Source organism: Sporichthya brevicatena (genome assembly GCF_039525035.1).
In the GTDB taxonomy this organism is placed as follows: Bacteria; Actinomycetota; Actinomycetes; order Sporichthyales; family Sporichthyaceae; genus Sporichthya; species Sporichthya brevicatena.
Window position 1 is genome coordinate 1 of record NZ_BAAAHE010000017.1, and the last position, 15,916, is coordinate 15,916.

Genomic DNA, 15,916 nt, shown 5'->3' on the forward strand with positions numbered 1-15,916 from the left:
AACACCATCGAGCGCGGGTTCAACATCTTCAAGCAGTGGCGCGGATTGGCCACCCGTTACGAAAGCTCGCCCTGACCTACCGCGGCGGCGCGGTCCTGCGGGCGATCGTCATCTGGGCCACCGGGTTAGGAGACGTGCCCTAGCCGACGCCGACGTACTGCTCGAAGAGGGTGGCCTCGTCGACCTGGTCGGGGCTGCCGGAGAACACGATCTCGCCGCGGTTGAGGAGATACACCTGGTCCGCGAGGGCGAGGGCGCGGTTGACGTACTGCTCGACGAGGACGAGGGCGGCACCGCCGTCGCGGAGCTTCGCGAGGAACTCGAAAATCTCGTCGACGACCTTGGGGGCGAGGCCGAGGCTCACCTCGTCCAGCAGGACGACGCGCGGGTTCTGAATGTAGGCGCGGGCGAGGGCGAGCATCTGCTGCTCACCACCGCTCATCGTCCCCGCCAGCTGCGGCAGGCGCTCGCCGAGGCGAGGAAAGGCCGACACGGCACGTTCGATCGACTGGGCCTGCTGACCAGGTGCCGACTGGAGCGAGAGGTTCTCACGCACCGTCAGGGACGGGAAGACGCCTCGTCCCTCCGGGATGTGGCACAGGCCGCGCTTGACGCGCTGGTTGGGCGAACTCCGCGTGATGTCCGCCCCGCCCAGGCTGAGCCGTCCCGATCGCGGCCGGATCAGGCCGGCGGCCACCCGCATGAGGGTGGTCTTGCCGGCGCCGTTGGGGCCGAGCAGGGCGGCCACCGTCCCGTCGGGGACCTCCAGGGACACCCCGCGCAGGACGGTGGACTCGCCGTAACCGGCGGTGACGTCGGTGACCGAAAACATTCCGTCAGCCCGCTCTCGTCTGGGAGGAGGAGTGCTCCTCGGCCTCGACCTCGGTCTCGACGCTCTCGTCACCGAGGTAGGCGGCGCGCACGAGTTCGCTGGTCCGGACCTGCTCGGCGGTCCCCTCGAAGATCGGCTTGCCGAAGTCCAGCACGTGGATGTAGCCGCAGATCTTCATCACCAGCGACATGTCGTGCTCGACGAGGAGGATCCCGAGCTCACGGGCCTCGAGCAGCCCCTCCAGGATCTCGCCGAATCGCGCCGTCTCGACACGGTCCAGACCGCTGCTCGGTTCGTCGAGCAGGAGCACCTGGAACCCGCCGGCGATGACGCGGGCCAACTCGACCAGTCGGCGCTGGCCCGTGGACAGCGCCGCGGCCTGACGGGTCGCCAGGTGCGTGATGTCGCACAGCTCCAACGCCTGATCGGTCACCTCGCTGACCCGCGCGCGATTTCCGCGCGCGGGCACGAGGTGCCGCCACGGCTTCGAGCCCGCCATGGCGGCCTCGCGGCCGAGGGCCACGTTCGCCCGCACGGTGAGGCTGTCGAACAGCTCCATCCGCTGGAACGTCCGGCCCAGACCACGCTGGGCCCGGACCTGCGGGGCGGCGTGCGTGACGTCCTCGCCGAACAGCCGCACCGTGCCGGTCGTCGGACGCAGCAGGCCGGTGCAGGCGTTGAACGTCGTGGTCTTGCCCGCCCCGTTGGGCCCGATCAATCCGGTGATCCGGCCCAACGGAGCGGTCAGCGAGAGGGTGTCGAGGGCGAGGTGGCCTCCGTACCGGACGGAGACCCCCTCGACCTCGAGCCCGCGGGATTCCTTCGCCGGTTTCCTCGAAGGAGAGTCCGTCACGGTTATCCCTTCACCGGTTCGTGGGCGAAGCAGAGCTTCTGCGCGCCCAGCGGTGCCCGGTACGCCTTGTCGATGACCGCCACCGCGTAGTAGCACGGTTGGGTCTTCGGGAGCTTGCCGCGCTCGAAGGTGACGCCCGGCCCGAGACCCCCGAGGGTCTCGTTCTTCAGGCTGTACAGCCCGTCGTAGATCATGGCCGTGGTGATCGAACCCGCGCGGGCCTTGGCGGACACGGACCCCATCGCCGCCTCCAGCAACTTGCCCGAGGCCCAGCCGGACAGCGCCGACTGGTCCGGCACGAAGTCCGGCATGAACGTCTTCAGCGCGGTGCGGAAGGCGTCGATCGCCGGGATGCCGGTGGCGGCGAGCGGAGCGTTCGGCGAGCCGGAGTAGACCTTGATCTTGGAGATGAACGGGTCGCTCAACGCCGCCGAGGTGAAGCTGAACGAGGCACCCACGATCGGCACACGGAAGCCGATGCTGTCGCAGGAGCGCGCCAGACGGAGCTCGGAGGCGGCGTCGACGTACGCGGTGATGAACTGCGCGCCCTTGTCCTTCGCGAGCTGGCAACCCGAGGTGAAGCTGGGCTGGGTCAGGGAGACGCCCTGGGTGCCCACAACCTCGACCTTGGCCATGTCGGCCATGCCACCCTTGGTCTGCGCCGACTTGGCGCTCGTGGTGCAGATCGTCGCCTCGACGCAGTAGAGGATGAACGTCTTCGTCATCCCCTCGGCCCGCCGGATCGCGTCCATGGGTCCGGCGAAGGCCGACAGCGTGCCGCCGCCCTGCGGGAAGACGTACTGGCTCTCGTTCCAGATCGGGTCGACCAGGTCACCGCCGATCTGCGGGAACTTGTGCTTCTCCAGCGTCGGAACCATCGCCGCGAACGAGATCGGCATGGCCGACCCGACGATCGCCTGCACCTTCTTGTTGACGATCAGGTCCTCGGTGACCGACGCGGTGCGCTGCGGGTCGTTCTGGTCATCGACCGCGATGACCTGGACGGGGTGGCACTCCAGGCCGCCCTTGGCGTTGATCGCGCTGGCCCAGAGCGCCAGGCCCTCCTTGTGCCGACCCGTGGTCTGGCCGACGAGACCGCTGAACGTGCCGACCTGACCGATCTTGACCGGGTCCAGCTGCTTCGTGCAGGGCACGATCGCCGGCGTCTTGGCCCCGCCGGCGGCGTTGCCCTTGTTGCCCTTGGTCTTGGCGTCCTTGCCGCCGCCCTTGGCAGGCTTGTTCGCCTCGCCGGCGGTGTCCGGCGCGGCGGTGGCGCCCGGCGCCGCCGTGGCGTCCGGAGCGGCCGGGTCGGCGGGAATCGCCTCCGGGTCGGCGGGGGCGGCCGGGTCCGCCGCCGTGTCGGTCGCCGGGTCCTGGATCGCGGCGTCGGCGCCTACCGCTGCCTGGTCCGCGTCGCTGTCGTCGCCGCCGCACGCGGTGGCGCTCAGCGCAACGGCGAGGCTGAGGCACACCGCCTGGGTGAGGCGGTATCTCCTCCCGCGTGGCTGGAACATAGTCAGACTCCTTCGTCGGTTTCATACCGGGACGGCGCGTACGCACCAGCCGGAGCAGGGGACGCCGGCGCTTCACCGGCGTCAGGGGGCACCGCTCGCGCCGGAGCGCTGTCGGCGCGGGCGTGCGCAGGCGTGGTCGCGGGGTGGCGACGGGCCCAGACCTCACGGGCCTGGCGCTGCAACGCGCCCTGGGAGTTGGCGGCGAGGAAGATTGCCGCGAGACCAAAGATCACGTAGCTCCACAGCGTCGTCTTCTCACCGCTGATGTACGCCGGCAGCACGTGGAACAGGGACGCCGCGACGATCGCGGACGACACCGTCCGGCGACCGCTGATCGCCAGGAAGGCCAGGATCACCAGCGAGTCCTGGCTGGAGAAGGTGTCCTGGCTGACGCGCGAGAACAACCCGGCGGTCGTCGCGCCGCTGATCCCCGCGAGGAACGCGGAGATGCAGAAGACGATGACCCGGCTGATCTTGACGTTCGCCCCGAGCGTTGTGAGCGCCACCGGGGAGTCCGCCATGCCGCGCAGCAACCGGCCCATGCGCGTCTGCTCGATGGTGACCACGATCGCGATCGCGACCAGCGCGATGCCCAGCAGCAGGTAGTAGTAGTTGTCGTCGTCGGTGAAGCCCTCGGGCCGTCGGGTCGGGATGCCCGAGGAGAACATGTAGTCCCGGCTGTACGCGTACTGCGCCAGCAGGATCCCGAAGCCGAGCGTCGCCAGCGCCAGGTACAGCCCGGAGAGCCGGATCGCCGGAATCGCGATGACCGCCCCGATCGGGACGGCGAGCAGGCCGCCGATCAACATCGCGACCATCCACGGCATGCCCTTGTCGAGCATGTGCGCGAACCCGGCGGCGCCCACCGCGGCGAAGCCGATGTGGCAGAGCGAGATCTGACCCGACGTCCGCACCAGCAGCGACAGGCTCAGGAACAGCACGACCGAGGAGATGGCGGCGTTGTAGTAGCTGATCTTCGTGTCGGCGAAGGACGGGACCAGCAGGGCCACCACCAGCAGCGCGCCCCAGCCGGCGGCGCGCGCCGGTACCGGAACCCGGCTCGGCGGCACCGCGCGCGTCTTGATCTCGCGGCCGACCTCGACCAGCCAGCCGCGGCGGGCGAAGACGAGGATGCCGAACAGCACGATGAACGGCATGTTGAAGTCGATGCCGGACAGGTTCGGGTGCGGGGCGAAGATCTTGGACGTCACGCCCTGAAGGACGCCGACGATGAGGCCACCGACGAAGCTCCACGGCAGGCTCGTGAACCGGCCGATCGCGGCAGCACCGAAGGCCTGAATGACGATCACGGACAGGATGAACACGTCGAGCTGGAGCTGGATCGAGGCGAGGAGCACGCCGGCGGCCGCCGCGAAGCAGGAGCCGATCACCCACGCCGACAGCCGGATCCGGAACGGGTTCAGCCCGGTCTGGTCCAGCAGCTCCTGGTCGTCGACCACGGCCCGCATCGCCGTGCCCAGCCGCGTCCGCTTGAAGAAGACGAACAGCGCGGCGGCGGACGCGACCCCGAGCGCCAGCACGATCAGGCTGTCGTACTTCACCGGGACGCCGGTGATCGTGAACGCCTCGTCCGTGGGCAGGAACGACTCGACGGACAGGCCGGTGAATCCGTACCGCAGGATCAGCAGCGACTGGATCGCCACCAGCAGACCGATGGTGGCGGTGACCTTCTGCGCGGTGGGGACCTCACGCAGCGCCGCGGACATCCGTTCCAGCAGGAACCCGAGGCCCAGGCCGAAGAGCAGCAGGACGATCAGCGCGGCGACCGGCCAGGACAGCCCGGCGTCGTCACGCAGCTCGTAGAACGCGTACGCGCCGGCGGCCGAGATGGCGCCCTGAGCGATGTTGAACAGCCCCGAGGTCTTGTACGTGAGCACCAGGCCCATCGCGGCGAGTCCGTACACCGACCCCAGGGAGATCCCGAAGATCAGGTACGGCACATAGTCGCTCATCGACGAACCTCCACCCCTTCTTCTGCTCGGTCACTCACCGGTGGTGCGGGTGCGCCCCACGCCGGCGAACGCGAGCAGTCCCAGCGCCGTCAGAGCCGCTGCCGGCGCGGTGCCCGCGCCGAACGTGCTCACCGTGGTCTGTGCCTTCGCGGACGCGGCCGCGAAGCCGATCTCGAACAGCTGCGTCGTGACACCGGCGATGCCGGTCTCGTTGTCCGGCAGTTCGGGAAGATCGGTGGAGAAGGTCATTCCGGCGGCGGTGACGCCGTCCTTGGTGACGACCGGCTCCTGGTAGGTCATCTTCACGCCGATCGCGGCGAACGCGCTCTTCACCGCGCCCGCGTCGATCGGCTGCGCCTGCTTCGTGCCGTCGGGCGTGGTGAGGAGGAACTGCCCGTTCCGGAACGAGAGCACCAGGCCCTCGGACTTGGTGCAGGGCAGCTCACCCTGACCCTCGGGCAGCCCGAGCTGCGGGGGCAGGGCGCACGGAGTCTGGTAGATCAGGCCCGGCGCGGTGATCGAGTCGAACTCCAGCAGCGAGGACGTGACGGCCTCGCCGTTGCCCTCCGAGACGGCGGAGGCGACGCTGCGCAGTCCACGGATCTCGATGTTGTTGGCGAGCTCGAGAATGTCGTAGGTGCTCTCCGCCGTGGAGCGCACGCCGCCGAACTCGAGCCGCTCGGAGCGGGCGTTGGCGGACGCGCCCGAGAACGCCGCGCCGAGGACGGCGTCCGCGGTGACCACGCCGGGGTTGCTGGCGGCGTTCAGCGTGGAGAAGGGATTGTCGACACTCCGCGCCCCCTCGCCGGCCTCGGCGGTCACGAAGAACGGGTAGGTCGGCAGCTGCGCGCCGGTAATGGCGTTGACGAGGCCGGGCCCCTGCACCGCCACCGGGCCCGGGTACGGGCCGGCCGCGACCGCGTCGGCCGCGCCGATCGAGGTGAGGTTGGTGCTCGCGAACGGGCCGTACCCCTCGTAGGGCATACCGAGCGGTAACGTCGGGTTCGTCGTAGCCGTCCGGAACGGATACGCGATGGCACTCGCGGTGAACGTCGAGACGTCCGCGTTCGCCGTGGAGGGCAGCAACGTGTACGCCGCGACGCAACCGACCGCGCCCATGGCCGCGGTCAACCGCAGACCGACAGTCCGAACCTTCATTCCATTCTCCTCACGTGACGACCCGTCTGGGTGGTCGTACGCCGACAGATTTCTGACGCACCGTCGGGTCGCCGTTGGGGCGGCAAGCTGTTAGGGGTGTTCGCCCGACCACCGCGCGCTGCGCGCACTGGTTGGATCGTCGCAGCGGCGCGGGTCGTGTCGGGAAAAATGTTCACTTTTTGGAAATATCCGGGGAACTCCGTTCAACAGGCGGTCATCGCCCGCTCACGGTTCGTCAGGTGCGCTTGTCGAACTCGATCTCCAGGCCCTCGTACGCGGAGAACGGGAACTGAGCCGCGCGCGTCGGGGTGAAGCCCGCGGCGTACCGGATGTTGTCGACGCGCTCCAGCAGCACCTCGAACGCGATCCGGGAGACCGCGCGCGCCAGCGGCATGCCGACGCAGACGTGGGGCCCGTAGCCGAAAGCGAGGTGCTTCTTGACGTTCGGGCGGTGGATGTCGAACTCCTGCGGGTTCTCGAACACCTCCGGGTCGTGGCCGGCGCCACCCCACATCATCGGGACCAGCGCGCCGGCCGGAATCTTCGTCCCGGAGACCTCGGCGTCCTTGGTGCAGACGCGGTAGGTGGCCCGCAGCGGGGAGTCCTTGCGCAAGGATTCGTCGATCGCGGCGGGGATCAGCTCGGGGTTGGCGCGCAGATCCGCCATCACCTCGGGCCGCTCGATGAGCTCGATCAGCAGGTTGCCGATCAGATTCGTCGTGGTGTGGTTGCCGGCGGGCAGCAGCTGGGAGACGGCGCAGAGCAGTTCGCCGTCCGTCAGGTGCCGCGGTCCGGCCATCTCACCGAACTTCTGCTCGTCCTCCTCGTCGATCGTCGAGTTGACGAGCGCCGAGAGCAGGTCGTCGGTGGGGTTGGCCCGCCGCGCCTCGATACGAGGCATCAGATCCTCGATGAACGCCTTCGCCGAGCGCAGGACCTCCATCCGCCGCGTGTTGTCCATCGGCGCGAGGTACCCGTCCGCGATGTCGTCGCTCCACTTCTTGAACAGCTCGCGGTCGCCGTCCATCCCCAGCATCGTCGCGATCATGATGACCGGCAGGGGCTCGGCGTACGCGGTGTAGAAGTTGCACCGGCCGTCTTCGATGAACGAGTCGACGAGAGTGTTCGCCTCGGCGCGGATCGTGGGCTCCATCTTGCGTACCCGCGCGATGTTCATCGACTTGTTCGCGATGGCCTTCTGCCGCGTCTGGGTCGGCGGGTCGCACGAGAACAGGGCGTTCTTCAGCTTGGGGATCGTCGCCCAGAACTCCTGGACCTCCGTCGACCAGGGCTCGGGGCTGACGCCGGCGAGCTGCGGTCCCTCGGGGCCGTAGAACTCCGAGGAGAACCCACCCGTGTCGAACGTGACCTGGGAGAGCTCCGCGTGACCGGCGATCACATAACCGAGCGGGCCCGCGTCGAACGCCCCCTCGCCGGACGCGTGCATCGCCGCGTACCAGTCGTAGGGGCACCGCTGGACCTCGGGGTTCAGCGGGGTGAGGCCGGTCGGGGCAGCTTGAGCGTCAGCGGACATCGGTGTCCCTCTCTCCGGGCTCGGCGCGATTTTTGCGCCGGTGAGTCTCAATTTAGAAAGCCGACGTTCGATGGGTCAAGGGTTCCGTCGATTCGCCCTGCCGAGCAGGGTGGCGAACAGGCGTAGACGCCGTCACCGAACGGGTCTATGTTTTGTGCGACGACCCGGCTCAAAAATGGATGGGATGCCATGAAGGTCAGCGTGTTCGCGATGCCGACGATCCCGGCGACGTTGAAGGAGCGGAAGGCTCTGCGGCCCATCGGCCGCAACACCGAGCGCTACCAGATGATGCTCGAAGAGGTCCGCGAGATCGCGGTCCTGGCCGACGAACTGGGCTACGACGCCTTCTCCACCACCGAGCACCACCTGCACTCCGAGGGTGGTGAGGTGATGCCGGACCCGATCACGCTGTACGCCGACCTCGCGGTCCGGACCCAGAACATCCACTTCTACCCGATGTCGATCGTGCCGACGGCCGGTGACCCGATTCGGATCGCCGAGAGCATCGCGCTGCTCGACCAACTGACGAAGGGTCGCGTCGGGGCCACCTTCGCCCGCGGTTACCAGAAGCGCTGGATCCAGATCCTGTCCCAGGGCGGGTCCACCTCGCTCGTCGACGCCGACTCCGACGTGCGCAACCGCGAGGTCTACAACGAGCACATCGACGTCATCCTCAAGGCGTGGACGCAGGACTCCTGGGACCACGACGGCAAGCACTACCAGGTGCCGTTCCCGTACGGCGAGGGCATCAAAGGCTTCGGCGGCGTCGACTGGACGCGTGACTTCGGGTCCGAGGACGAGGTCGACGCCGACGGCGTGATCCGCAAGATCGGCGTCACTCCCCCGCCGTACCAGCGGCCGTACCCGCCGATCTGGGTCCCGTACACGGTCTCTCCGGCCAGCATGATCGCGGCCGCGAAGCGCGGGTTCACCTGCATCGCGACCGAGAGCCGGCCGGAGAGCTTCCGCGCGCACGCGCAGGCCTACCAGGCCGCCGCCAAGGAACAGGGCCGCGATCTCAAACTCGGCGAACTGTTCGGCGCCACCCGCTCGGTCTGCATCGGCGAGACCCGCGAGGAGGCCTTCGAGATGGCCGTGCGCACCGCGGCCTACGAGTGGCACAACTACTTCAACAAGTTCGGCTTCACCGAGATGTGGCGCACCGCGGAGGACGACCCGAACACCCCGCTGTCCTTCCCCGACGAGGCCGCCCTGGCCAAGCGCCTGATCGAGACCCGCCAGCTGCTCTGCGGCACCGTCGACGACGTCCGCCGCCAGATGGAGGAGCTTCACACCTGCCACGCCGGCCCCGGCGAGGAGGAGGGCCAGCTGGACTGGATGGTCTGGCAGTTCTTCCAGCAGGGCACCGTGCCCCTCGACGTGCAGAAGCGTCAGCTCGAACTGTTCGCGGAGAAGGTGCTGCCCGCCGTACGCTGACCCGCCCGTTGACAAGGGGTGTCACCCTTTGCCAACGAGTCAGAGACCGACGGCGCCGGCGAGGACCTCCTGGAGGTGCTCGCCGGCGTCGTGCACCCGGAAGAAACGCGCCGCCGCGTAGGCGCGGGCGATCGGGTACTCCCACATGTAGCCGTAACCGCCGTGGAGCTGGACGCCGGTGTCGACGGCGGTCCCGAGAATCTCCGTCGCGCACAGGCGCAGCGCCGCCGCCGACGCGAGCGAGAGTCCTGACGGGGATTCGAGCGCGGCGTCGACGAACGACTCGACCGCCGCGATCCGCGCACCCAGGGAGCCGAGGACGTGCCGGGTGTTGCCGAAGGACGCGATCGGCGTCCCGAACGCCTTGCGGTCGCGCGTGTACGCAACGGTGATGTCGAGCGCCGTCCGGGCCCCCGCGACCGCCGCGACCGCGAGCGCCAGCTGATGGCTCGCTCGGGCCCGCTCCAGGTCCGCGTCGATCGGCTCAACGGTGCCGTTCCCGGCGTCGTTGCCGTCGAGCGCGAGGTCGAAGGCGCAGTCGGCGACGTCCAGCCCCTCGAGCCCGAGCAGCGGTTCGGCCGGCGCCCGGTGGACCGCGCCGGCCTCGACGAGGACCACGTGCTCGTCGCCGTCGTCGGTCCGGGCGACCACCAGCAGCAGGTCGGCGCTCATGCCGTTGACCACGGTCTCGGCCCGACCGCGCAGGAGGCCGCCGGCCAGCCGGACGTCCCCGCCGTCGACGACCGCGGGCCGGGTCGCGGCCCGGCGGCCGGCCAGCAGCGGCAGCGCGAAGCCGTCGTGCGCGGCCAGGGACAGGGCGAACGCAGGTAGTCCGGCCGCCATCGCCGCCTCCAGGACGACGGCGGCGAACCGCGGGTCGTCCACCTCCGGAGCACCCAGGCCGACGAACCCGTGCTCGGCCGCGGCCGCCCAGAGGTCCTGCCGCTCCGCGGCGCCGGAGTCGAGGAACCGGGCGACGCTCGCTCGCAACGCCTCGTGGTCGGCGTCGTAGACGCGGCGCCGGCGGATCGTCATCGGCCGGTCCAGCGGGGTTCGCGCTTCTCCGCGAACGCCTTCGCTCCTTCGAGGGCGTCGGCCGATTCCCGGATTCGCTGCATCAGCGGTCGTTGCGCCTCGAACGCCTCGGGCATGGACTTGCCCTGGACGAGGTTGATCACCTGCTTCGAGGTGCGGACCGCCAGCGGGGCGTTGACCGCGATGGAGGCGGCGAGCGCCTGGGCCGCGGCTAGCGCTCCGCCGGGTGGGGTGAGCTCGACGACGAGGCCGAGCTCGTAGGCCCGCTGGGCCGGAATCGGTTCGCCGGTGAGGATCATGCGCATCGCGTGGGAGTACGGGATCCGCTGGGGAAGGCGGACCGCGCCACCGGCGGCCGCGGCGAGACCGCGTTTGACCTCGGGCAGGCCGAACGAGGCGTTGTCGGCGGCGACGATGAGGTCGCACGCGAGCGCGATCTCGAACCCGCCCGCCAGCGCCGCGCCTTCGACGGCCGCGATCAGGGGCTTGGCCGGCGGCTTCTCGACGATGCCGAACGCGCCGCGGCCGGGCACGATCGGGCGCGGTCCTCCCGCGGCGATGACCTTGAGGTCCATGCCGGCCGAGAACACCGGTCCGTTGCCGGCGATAACGCCGACGACCACGTCGTCGCGCTCGTCGAGCTGGGTCAGCGCCGCGTCGATCGCCTCCGCGGTGGGCAGGTCGATCGCGTTGCGCCGCTCGGGCCGGTTCAGCGTGATCAGCGCGACCCCGTCGGTGACCTCGAAGAGCACGAGATCACTCATGGCGTCACCGCCACGGACTTCGTCCTCGCGGGGCCGCCATCGGTGTTCATGATGAGCTCGCTGCGCTCGCTCATCGCGGCGCCATCCGGATCGCTCCGTCGAGCCGGATCGTCTCGCCATTGAGCATCGGGTTGTCGATGATCGCGAGCGCGAGCTTGGCGTACTCCTCGGGCGTGCCGAGGCGGCTCGGGTGCGGCACCGACTTCCCGAGGGAGGCTTTGACCTCTTCGGGCAGGCGCGCGAGCAGGGGCGTGTCGAACAGCCCGGGGGCGATGGTGCAGACCCGGATCTGCTTGGACGCCAGGTCGCGCGCCGCGACGATCGTCATGCCGACGATCCCGGCCTTGGACGAGGTGTAGGGGATCTGGCCGATCTGCCCCTCGTACGCGGCGACCGAGGCGGTGAGGATGCAGACGCCGCGCTCGCCGTCGACCGCCTCGGTGCGCGCCATCCGCGCCGCAGCCAGGCGCAGCACGTTGAACGAACCGATCAGGTTGACGTTCACGATCGCGGTGTAGGTCTCCAGCGAGCCGGGGCTGCCGTCCTTCTCCACGAGGCGAACGGGGCCGCCGCGGCCGGCGCAGTGCACGACCGCGCGCAACGGGGCCTGCGCCTCAGCCGCGTCCAGCGCCGCCTCGACCTGCGCCGTGTCGGTGACGTCCGCGGGGGCGAACACGCCACCGATCTCGGCGGCGACCTCGGCCCCGGCCGAGGACGGCAGGTCGAGGATCGTCACCTTCGCGCCGGCCTTGGCCAGCGCGCGCGCCGTGCCGAGGCCGAGTCCGGACGCGCCGCCGGTGACGAGCGCGGAGTTGCCGGCGATCTCCATGGTGGTCAGAGCCTTTCGAGAATGGTGGCGTTGGCCATGCCGCCGGCCTCGCACATGGTCTGCAGGCCGAAGCGGCCGCCGGTGGCCTCGAGGTGGTTGAGCATGGTGGTCATCAGGCGGGCCCCGGACGCCCCGAGCGGGTGCCCGAGCGCGATCGCCCCACCGCGGGGGTTGAGCTTGGCCGGGTCGGCGCCGAAGTGCTCCGCCCACGCGAGCGGGACGGAGGCGAAGGCCTCGTTGACCTCGTAGTGGTCGATCTGATCGATCGTCATGCCGGCGCGCTTGAGCGCCTTCTCCGTCGCCGGGATCGGGCCGGAGAGCATCGTGATCGGGTCGTCGGACGCGACCGCGAAGGCGTGGAACCGCGCCCGCGGCCGCAGCCCGAGGGCCGCGGCCCGCTCCGCGCTCATGATCAGCAGCGCCGCCGCGCCGTCGGTGATCTGCGAGGAGTTGCCGGCGGTGATCGACCAGGTGATCTCGGGGAAGCGTGCCGCCATGTCCGCGTTCTCGAAGGCGGGCTGAAGCGCCGCGAGCCCCTCCACCGTCGTCGAGGGGCGGATCGTCTCGTCCGCCGACACCACCCCGTCCGGGGTCGTGATCGGGACGATCTCGTTCGCGAACCCGCCGTTCGCGGCCGCGGCCGCGGCGCGGGCGTGCGAGGCGGCGGAGAACTCGTCCAGCGTCGTGCGGTCCAGCTTCCACCGCGCCGCGACGAGCTCCGCCGAGATGCCCTGGGGGACCAGGCCCGGGGCGTAGCGCGCGGTGGCCGAGGGCCCGTAGACATCCGCGCCCTGCCGCGCCGATCCCATCGGCACCCGGCTCATCGACTCGACGCCACCGGCGACCACCACGTCGTAGGCGCCGGCGAGAATCCCCTGCGCCGCGAAGTCCGCCGCCTGCTGGCTCGATCCGCAACGGCGGTCGACGGTCGTCGAGGGCACGTGCTCGGGCAGGCCCGCCGCCAGCCACGCCCACCGGCCGGGGCATCCGGCCTGCTCGGCGACCTGACTGACGCAGCCGACGATGAAGTCCTCGACGTCACCGGGATCGAGCGCCGGGTTGCGCTCCAGCAGTGCCTTCACGGTCTGTCCGAGGAGTTCGACCGGGTGCACGCCGGACAACGCCCCGCCGGGCTTGCCGTCGCGCGGCGCCTTGCCCTTCGCCATCGGCGACCGCACCGCGTCGACGATCACTGCCTCATGCATGACGATCCCTTCACAGCCCCATCGACTGACTGACAATCACTTTCATGATTTCGCTCGACCCACCGAAGATGCGGGACACCCGCGCGTCCGCGTAGGCGCGACCGAGGGGCGAGGAGCGACGCAACCCCGCCTCGCCCAGCACCTGCACGCACCGGTCCACCACCCGGCCCTGCGTCTCGGTGGCATGCAGCTTCACCATCGCCGCGTCCGCGGGCGAGAGCTCACCGGCCTCGTGCGCGGCCAGGGCCTGATCCACCAACGCCTGCCCGGCCGCGACCTCGGTCGCCGCCACGGCCAGCTCGAACTTCACCGGCTGCGCCGGCCGGCCCGGCTGCGCGCGCACGATCTCGACCGTCGCGCTCAGCGCCGCCGCCGCGGCGGCCTGGGAGTTGACCGCGATCGAGAGCCGTTCCTGCGCCAGGTTCGCCGTCAGATAGGCGAAGCCGTTGTTCTCCTCCCCGAGGAGGTTCGCCACCGGCACCTCGACGTCGTCGAAGAACAACTCCGCCAGGTCCTGGGCATGCAGCCCGACCTTCTCCAGCTTGCGCCCTCGGGAAAAGCCAGGCATGCCCTCCTCGACCACGAGCAGGCTGATCCCGTCTCGGCCCGCGTCGCGATCGGTCTTCACCGCCAGCACGATCAGGTCGGCGTACATGCCGTTGGAGATGAAGGTCTTCGCCCCGTTGACGACGTAGACATCGCCCTCCCGCCGGGCCGAGGTCGCCATCGCCTTCAGGTCCGAGCCCGCCCCGGGCTCGGACATCGCGATCGCGGTCAGCGCCTGCCCCGACGCGATGCGCGGGAGCCAGCGCTGCTTCTGCTCAACGTTCGTGCAGTGCAGGAAGTACGGCGCGCAGATGTCGACGTGCACGCGCACGCCGCTGATCGCCAGGCCGAGGGCCTGCGCCTCCTCGGCGAACACCGCGCTGTGCAGGTAGGAGGTGTCCGGCGTCCCGCCGTACTCGACGGGGATCCCCACACCGAGGATTCCCGCGGCGCCCGCGCGCGGCCAGAAGTCCCGCGGCGGGGCACCGGCCTCCTCCCACGACGGGTACTCGGGCACGACCTCCCGGAGCAGGAAGTCGCGCACCTCCTTGCGCCAGAGCTCGTGCCGGTCGGCGAAGACCGTCCTTCTCACGCGAACCTGCGACTACAGGCTCTTGCCGAGGGAACGCAGCGCGTCGGCGACCTCGTGCGGGTGCGTGAGCGCGACCGCGTGGGGCGCGCCCTCGACGATCGTGACGCCGCGGTTGTTCGGGAAGGCCTCGGCCATCGCGCGCGCACTGTCCACGGTGAAGGCGGCGTCGACGGTGCCGTGCACGACGATCACCGGGCAGGTGATGTCCTTCGCGCGGTCGGTGATGTCGTCGCGCTTGGTGAGGATGGTCGTCCAGACCTCCGACCACGCCGACGGCGGCTTGCCCTGCCAGGCGGCGCGGTAGCGCGAACCGTCGAAGGGGACGTCGGAGAACTGGATGCCGTAGATCGCGTCCGCGATCGGCCCGACCGGGCCCATGCCCAGCCACCCCTGCGAGAGCTGGGTGAACCCGGCGGTCTCCTGCTCGCTCAGCAGCGGCAGCGAGGTGCCGACCAGGCCGAGGCCGCGGACACGGTCCGGGCTCGCGAGTGCGGCGCGCTGGCTGATCCAGCCGCCCTGCGACATGCCGACGAAGACCGCGTTCGGCGCGCCGACCAGGTCGAGCAGGCCGACGGCGTCGGCCGCGAGGTCGTAGTAGTCGAACGGACCGTTGCACTCGCTCATGCCGTGCCCGCGCGCGTCCCAGGTGATGCAGCGGTACTCACCCGAGAGCAGGTCGACCACCGGCTGCCAGAGCGTGTGGTCGAGGAACGCACCGTGGGAGAAGACGATCGTCTCCGGGCCGTCGCCGGTGACCTCGTAGTAGATCTGGTTGCCATTGAGCTCTGCGAACGGCATGGGTTCCTCCGATGACGGGTGGTCAGTTCGCGGGGGCTGTCGTGTGTGGGCGTCAGTGACCCTGGTAGATGCCGGGTCGGCGCTCGGTGAACGCGTCGATCGCCTCGAGCAGATCACGCGACGCCAGCGATGTCTCCTCGTGCGCGAGCGAGAGTTCGACGACCTCGCCGGCGCGCAGCTGCGTGACGCGGTTCAGCGCGCGCTTGGTGCCCTGGACCGCCAGCGGGGGCAGTGCGGCGATGCGGGCGGCCAGCGCCTGCGCGGCGGGCAGCACGTCGTCGGGGGCGTCGACGAGGTCGGTGATCAGGCCCATGGCGTGCGCGGTCTCGGCGTCGACAGGGTCGCCGGTGAGCAGGTGGCGGCGCGCCCGGAGCATGCCGACGGCCTGCGGCCACACGAGACAGCCGCCGTCCCCGGCCACCAGCCCGAGCACCACGTGCGGGTCCGCGATCGTCGCCCCCCGTGCGGCGACGATCGCGTCCGCGGTGAGCACCACGGTGGCGCCCAGCCCGATCGCCGGACCCTGCATCGCCACGACCAGCGGTTGCGGCAGCGAGATCAGCGCGTCGAGGAGGCGGCGTCCGTCGTCGACGATCCGCAACCGCGTCGCGACATCGGCCTGGGCCGCGCGCATCAGGTCGAAGTCGCCGCCCGCGGAGAACACCGAGCCGGTGGACGCGAGGACGACGGCCCGCACCTTCTCGTCCCGCCGCAGCGATTCGAGCACCGCGGTGAACTCGACGTGGAGCTCGTCGTCGAAGCGGTTGAACAGCTCGGGCCGGGTCAGCGTGACCTCGGCGACGTGCCCGTCGACCCGAACGTCCAGGGCAGGTGTGGTCACCGCAA

General features: G+C 70.3%; 14 protein-coding genes. 1 reads left to right on the top strand and 13 read right to left on the bottom strand.

Features of this window, described 5'->3' with window-relative positions:
• Positions 1-139 precede the first annotated feature (139 nt).
• The 6 genes from ABD401_RS11495 to ABD401_RS11520 form a co-directional block, all read right to left on the bottom strand.
• Positions 140-832 (bottom strand): ABC transporter ATP-binding protein, encoded by a 693-nt coding sequence (locus ABD401_RS11495; RefSeq protein WP_344604769.1) that lies wholly within the window; start codon positions 830-832, stop codon positions 140-142.
• A 4-nt stretch (positions 833-836) separates the two neighbouring features.
• On the bottom strand, positions 837-1,685 hold the full coding sequence (locus ABD401_RS11500) for an ABC transporter ATP-binding protein (protein WP_344604771.1): 849 nt from the start codon (positions 1,683-1,685) through the stop codon (positions 837-839).
• Positions 1,686-1,687: 2 nt separating this feature from the next.
• A complete protein-coding gene (locus tag ABD401_RS11505) occupies positions 1,688-3,199 on the bottom strand; it encodes an ABC transporter substrate-binding protein (RefSeq protein ID WP_344604773.1) in 1,512 nt (503 codons plus the stop codon).
• Between the two features lie 2 nt (positions 3,200-3,201).
• A complete protein-coding gene (locus ABD401_RS11510; protein WP_344604775.1) occupies positions 3,202-5,172 on the bottom strand; it encodes a branched-chain amino acid ABC transporter permease in 1,971 nt (656 codons plus the stop codon).
• 30 nt (positions 5,173-5,202) lie between these two features.
• Positions 5,203-6,330, bottom strand: coding sequence for a hypothetical protein (locus tag ABD401_RS11515; RefSeq protein WP_344604777.1), 1,128 nt, complete (start codon positions 6,328-6,330; stop codon positions 5,203-5,205).
• 235 nt (positions 6,331-6,565) lie between these two features.
• Complete coding sequence (locus ABD401_RS11520) at positions 6,566-7,864, bottom strand: cytochrome P450 (RefSeq protein ID WP_344604779.1); 1,299 nt, start codon at positions 7,862-7,864, stop codon at positions 6,566-6,568.
• Positions 7,865-8,053: 189 nt separating this feature from the next.
• Here ABD401_RS11520 and ABD401_RS11525 point away from each other — a divergent pair, with 189 nt between their 5' ends.
• The gene (locus ABD401_RS11525; protein ID WP_344604781.1) at positions 8,054-9,301 is read left to right on the top strand and encodes an LLM class flavin-dependent oxidoreductase; all 1,248 of its coding nucleotides are present in this window, start codon (positions 8,054-8,056) and stop codon (positions 9,299-9,301) included.
• A gap of 39 nt (positions 9,302-9,340) precedes the next feature.
• Here ABD401_RS11525 and ABD401_RS11530 read toward each other — a convergent pair whose 3' ends face one another.
• From ABD401_RS11530 to ABD401_RS11560, 7 genes are all read right to left on the bottom strand, one after another.
• The gene (locus ABD401_RS11530) at positions 9,341-10,336 is read right to left on the bottom strand and encodes an acyl-CoA dehydrogenase family protein (RefSeq protein ID WP_344604783.1); all 996 of its coding nucleotides are present in this window, start codon (positions 10,334-10,336) and stop codon (positions 9,341-9,343) included.
• Positions 10,333-11,100 (bottom strand): crotonase/enoyl-CoA hydratase family protein, encoded by a 768-nt coding sequence (locus ABD401_RS11535; RefSeq protein ID WP_344604785.1) that lies wholly within the window; start codon positions 11,098-11,100, stop codon positions 10,333-10,335. The genes ABD401_RS11530 and ABD401_RS11535 overlap by 4 nt, the downstream gene beginning before the upstream one ends.
• Positions 11,101-11,170: 70 nt before the next feature.
• Positions 11,171-11,929: an SDR family NAD(P)-dependent oxidoreductase gene (locus ABD401_RS11540; RefSeq protein WP_344604787.1), complete on the bottom strand. Its 759-nt coding sequence runs from the start codon at positions 11,927-11,929 to the stop codon at positions 11,171-11,173.
• Between the two features lie 5 nt (positions 11,930-11,934).
• Positions 11,935-13,134 (bottom strand): thiolase family protein, encoded by a 1,200-nt coding sequence (locus ABD401_RS11545; RefSeq protein ID WP_344604789.1) that lies wholly within the window; start codon positions 13,132-13,134, stop codon positions 11,935-11,937.
• A gap of 10 nt (positions 13,135-13,144) precedes the next feature.
• Positions 13,145-14,272, bottom strand: coding sequence for an acyl-CoA dehydrogenase family protein (locus ABD401_RS11550; RefSeq protein ID WP_344604791.1), 1,128 nt, complete (start codon positions 14,270-14,272; stop codon positions 13,145-13,147).
• Positions 14,273-14,284: 12 nt separating this feature from the next.
• Complete coding sequence (locus tag ABD401_RS11555) at positions 14,285-15,070, bottom strand: alpha/beta fold hydrolase (RefSeq protein WP_344604793.1); 786 nt, start codon at positions 15,068-15,070, stop codon at positions 14,285-14,287.
• A gap of 52 nt (positions 15,071-15,122) precedes the next feature.
• On the bottom strand, positions 15,123-15,911 hold the full coding sequence (locus ABD401_RS11560; protein ID WP_344604795.1) for an enoyl-CoA hydratase/isomerase family protein: 789 nt from the start codon (positions 15,909-15,911) through the stop codon (positions 15,123-15,125).
• Between the last annotated feature and the right edge of the window lie 5 nt (positions 15,912-15,916).

Coding starts and splice junctions, on each gene's coding strand:
- ABD401_RS11555 (WP_344604793.1), bottom strand. CDS start 15,070: ATGCCGTTCGCAGAGCTCAATGGCAACCAGATCTACTACGAGGTCACC.
- ABD401_RS11545 (WP_344604789.1), bottom strand. CDS start 13,134: ATGCATGAGGCAGTGATCGTCGACGCGGTGCGGTCGCCGATGGCGAAG.
- ABD401_RS11510 (WP_344604775.1), bottom strand. CDS start 5,172: ATGAGCGACTATGTGCCGTACCTGATCTTCGGGATCTCCCTGGGGTCG.
- ABD401_RS11525 (WP_344604781.1), top strand. CDS start 8,054: ATGAAGGTCAGCGTGTTCGCGATGCCGACGATCCCGGCGACGTTGAAG.
- ABD401_RS11535 (WP_344604785.1), bottom strand. CDS start 11,100: ATGAGTGATCTCGTGCTCTTCGAGGTCACCGACGGGGTCGCGCTGATC.
- ABD401_RS11505 (WP_344604773.1), bottom strand. CDS start 3,199: ATGTTCCAGCCACGCGGGAGGAGATACCGCCTCACCCAGGCGGTGTGC.
- ABD401_RS11515 (WP_344604777.1), bottom strand. CDS start 6,330: ATGAAGGTTCGGACTGTCGGTCTGCGGTTGACCGCGGCCATGGGCGCG.
- ABD401_RS11495 (WP_344604769.1), bottom strand. CDS start 832: ATGTTTTCGGTCACCGACGTCACCGCCGGTTACGGCGAGTCCACCGTC.
- ABD401_RS11530 (WP_344604783.1), bottom strand. CDS start 10,336: ATGACGATCCGCCGGCGCCGCGTCTACGACGCCGACCACGAGGCGTTG.
- ABD401_RS11540 (WP_344604787.1), bottom strand. CDS start 11,929: ATGGAGATCGCCGGCAACTCCGCGCTCGTCACCGGCGGCGCGTCCGGA.
- ABD401_RS11520 (WP_344604779.1), bottom strand. CDS start 7,864: ATGTCCGCTGACGCTCAAGCTGCCCCGACCGGCCTCACCCCGCTGAAC.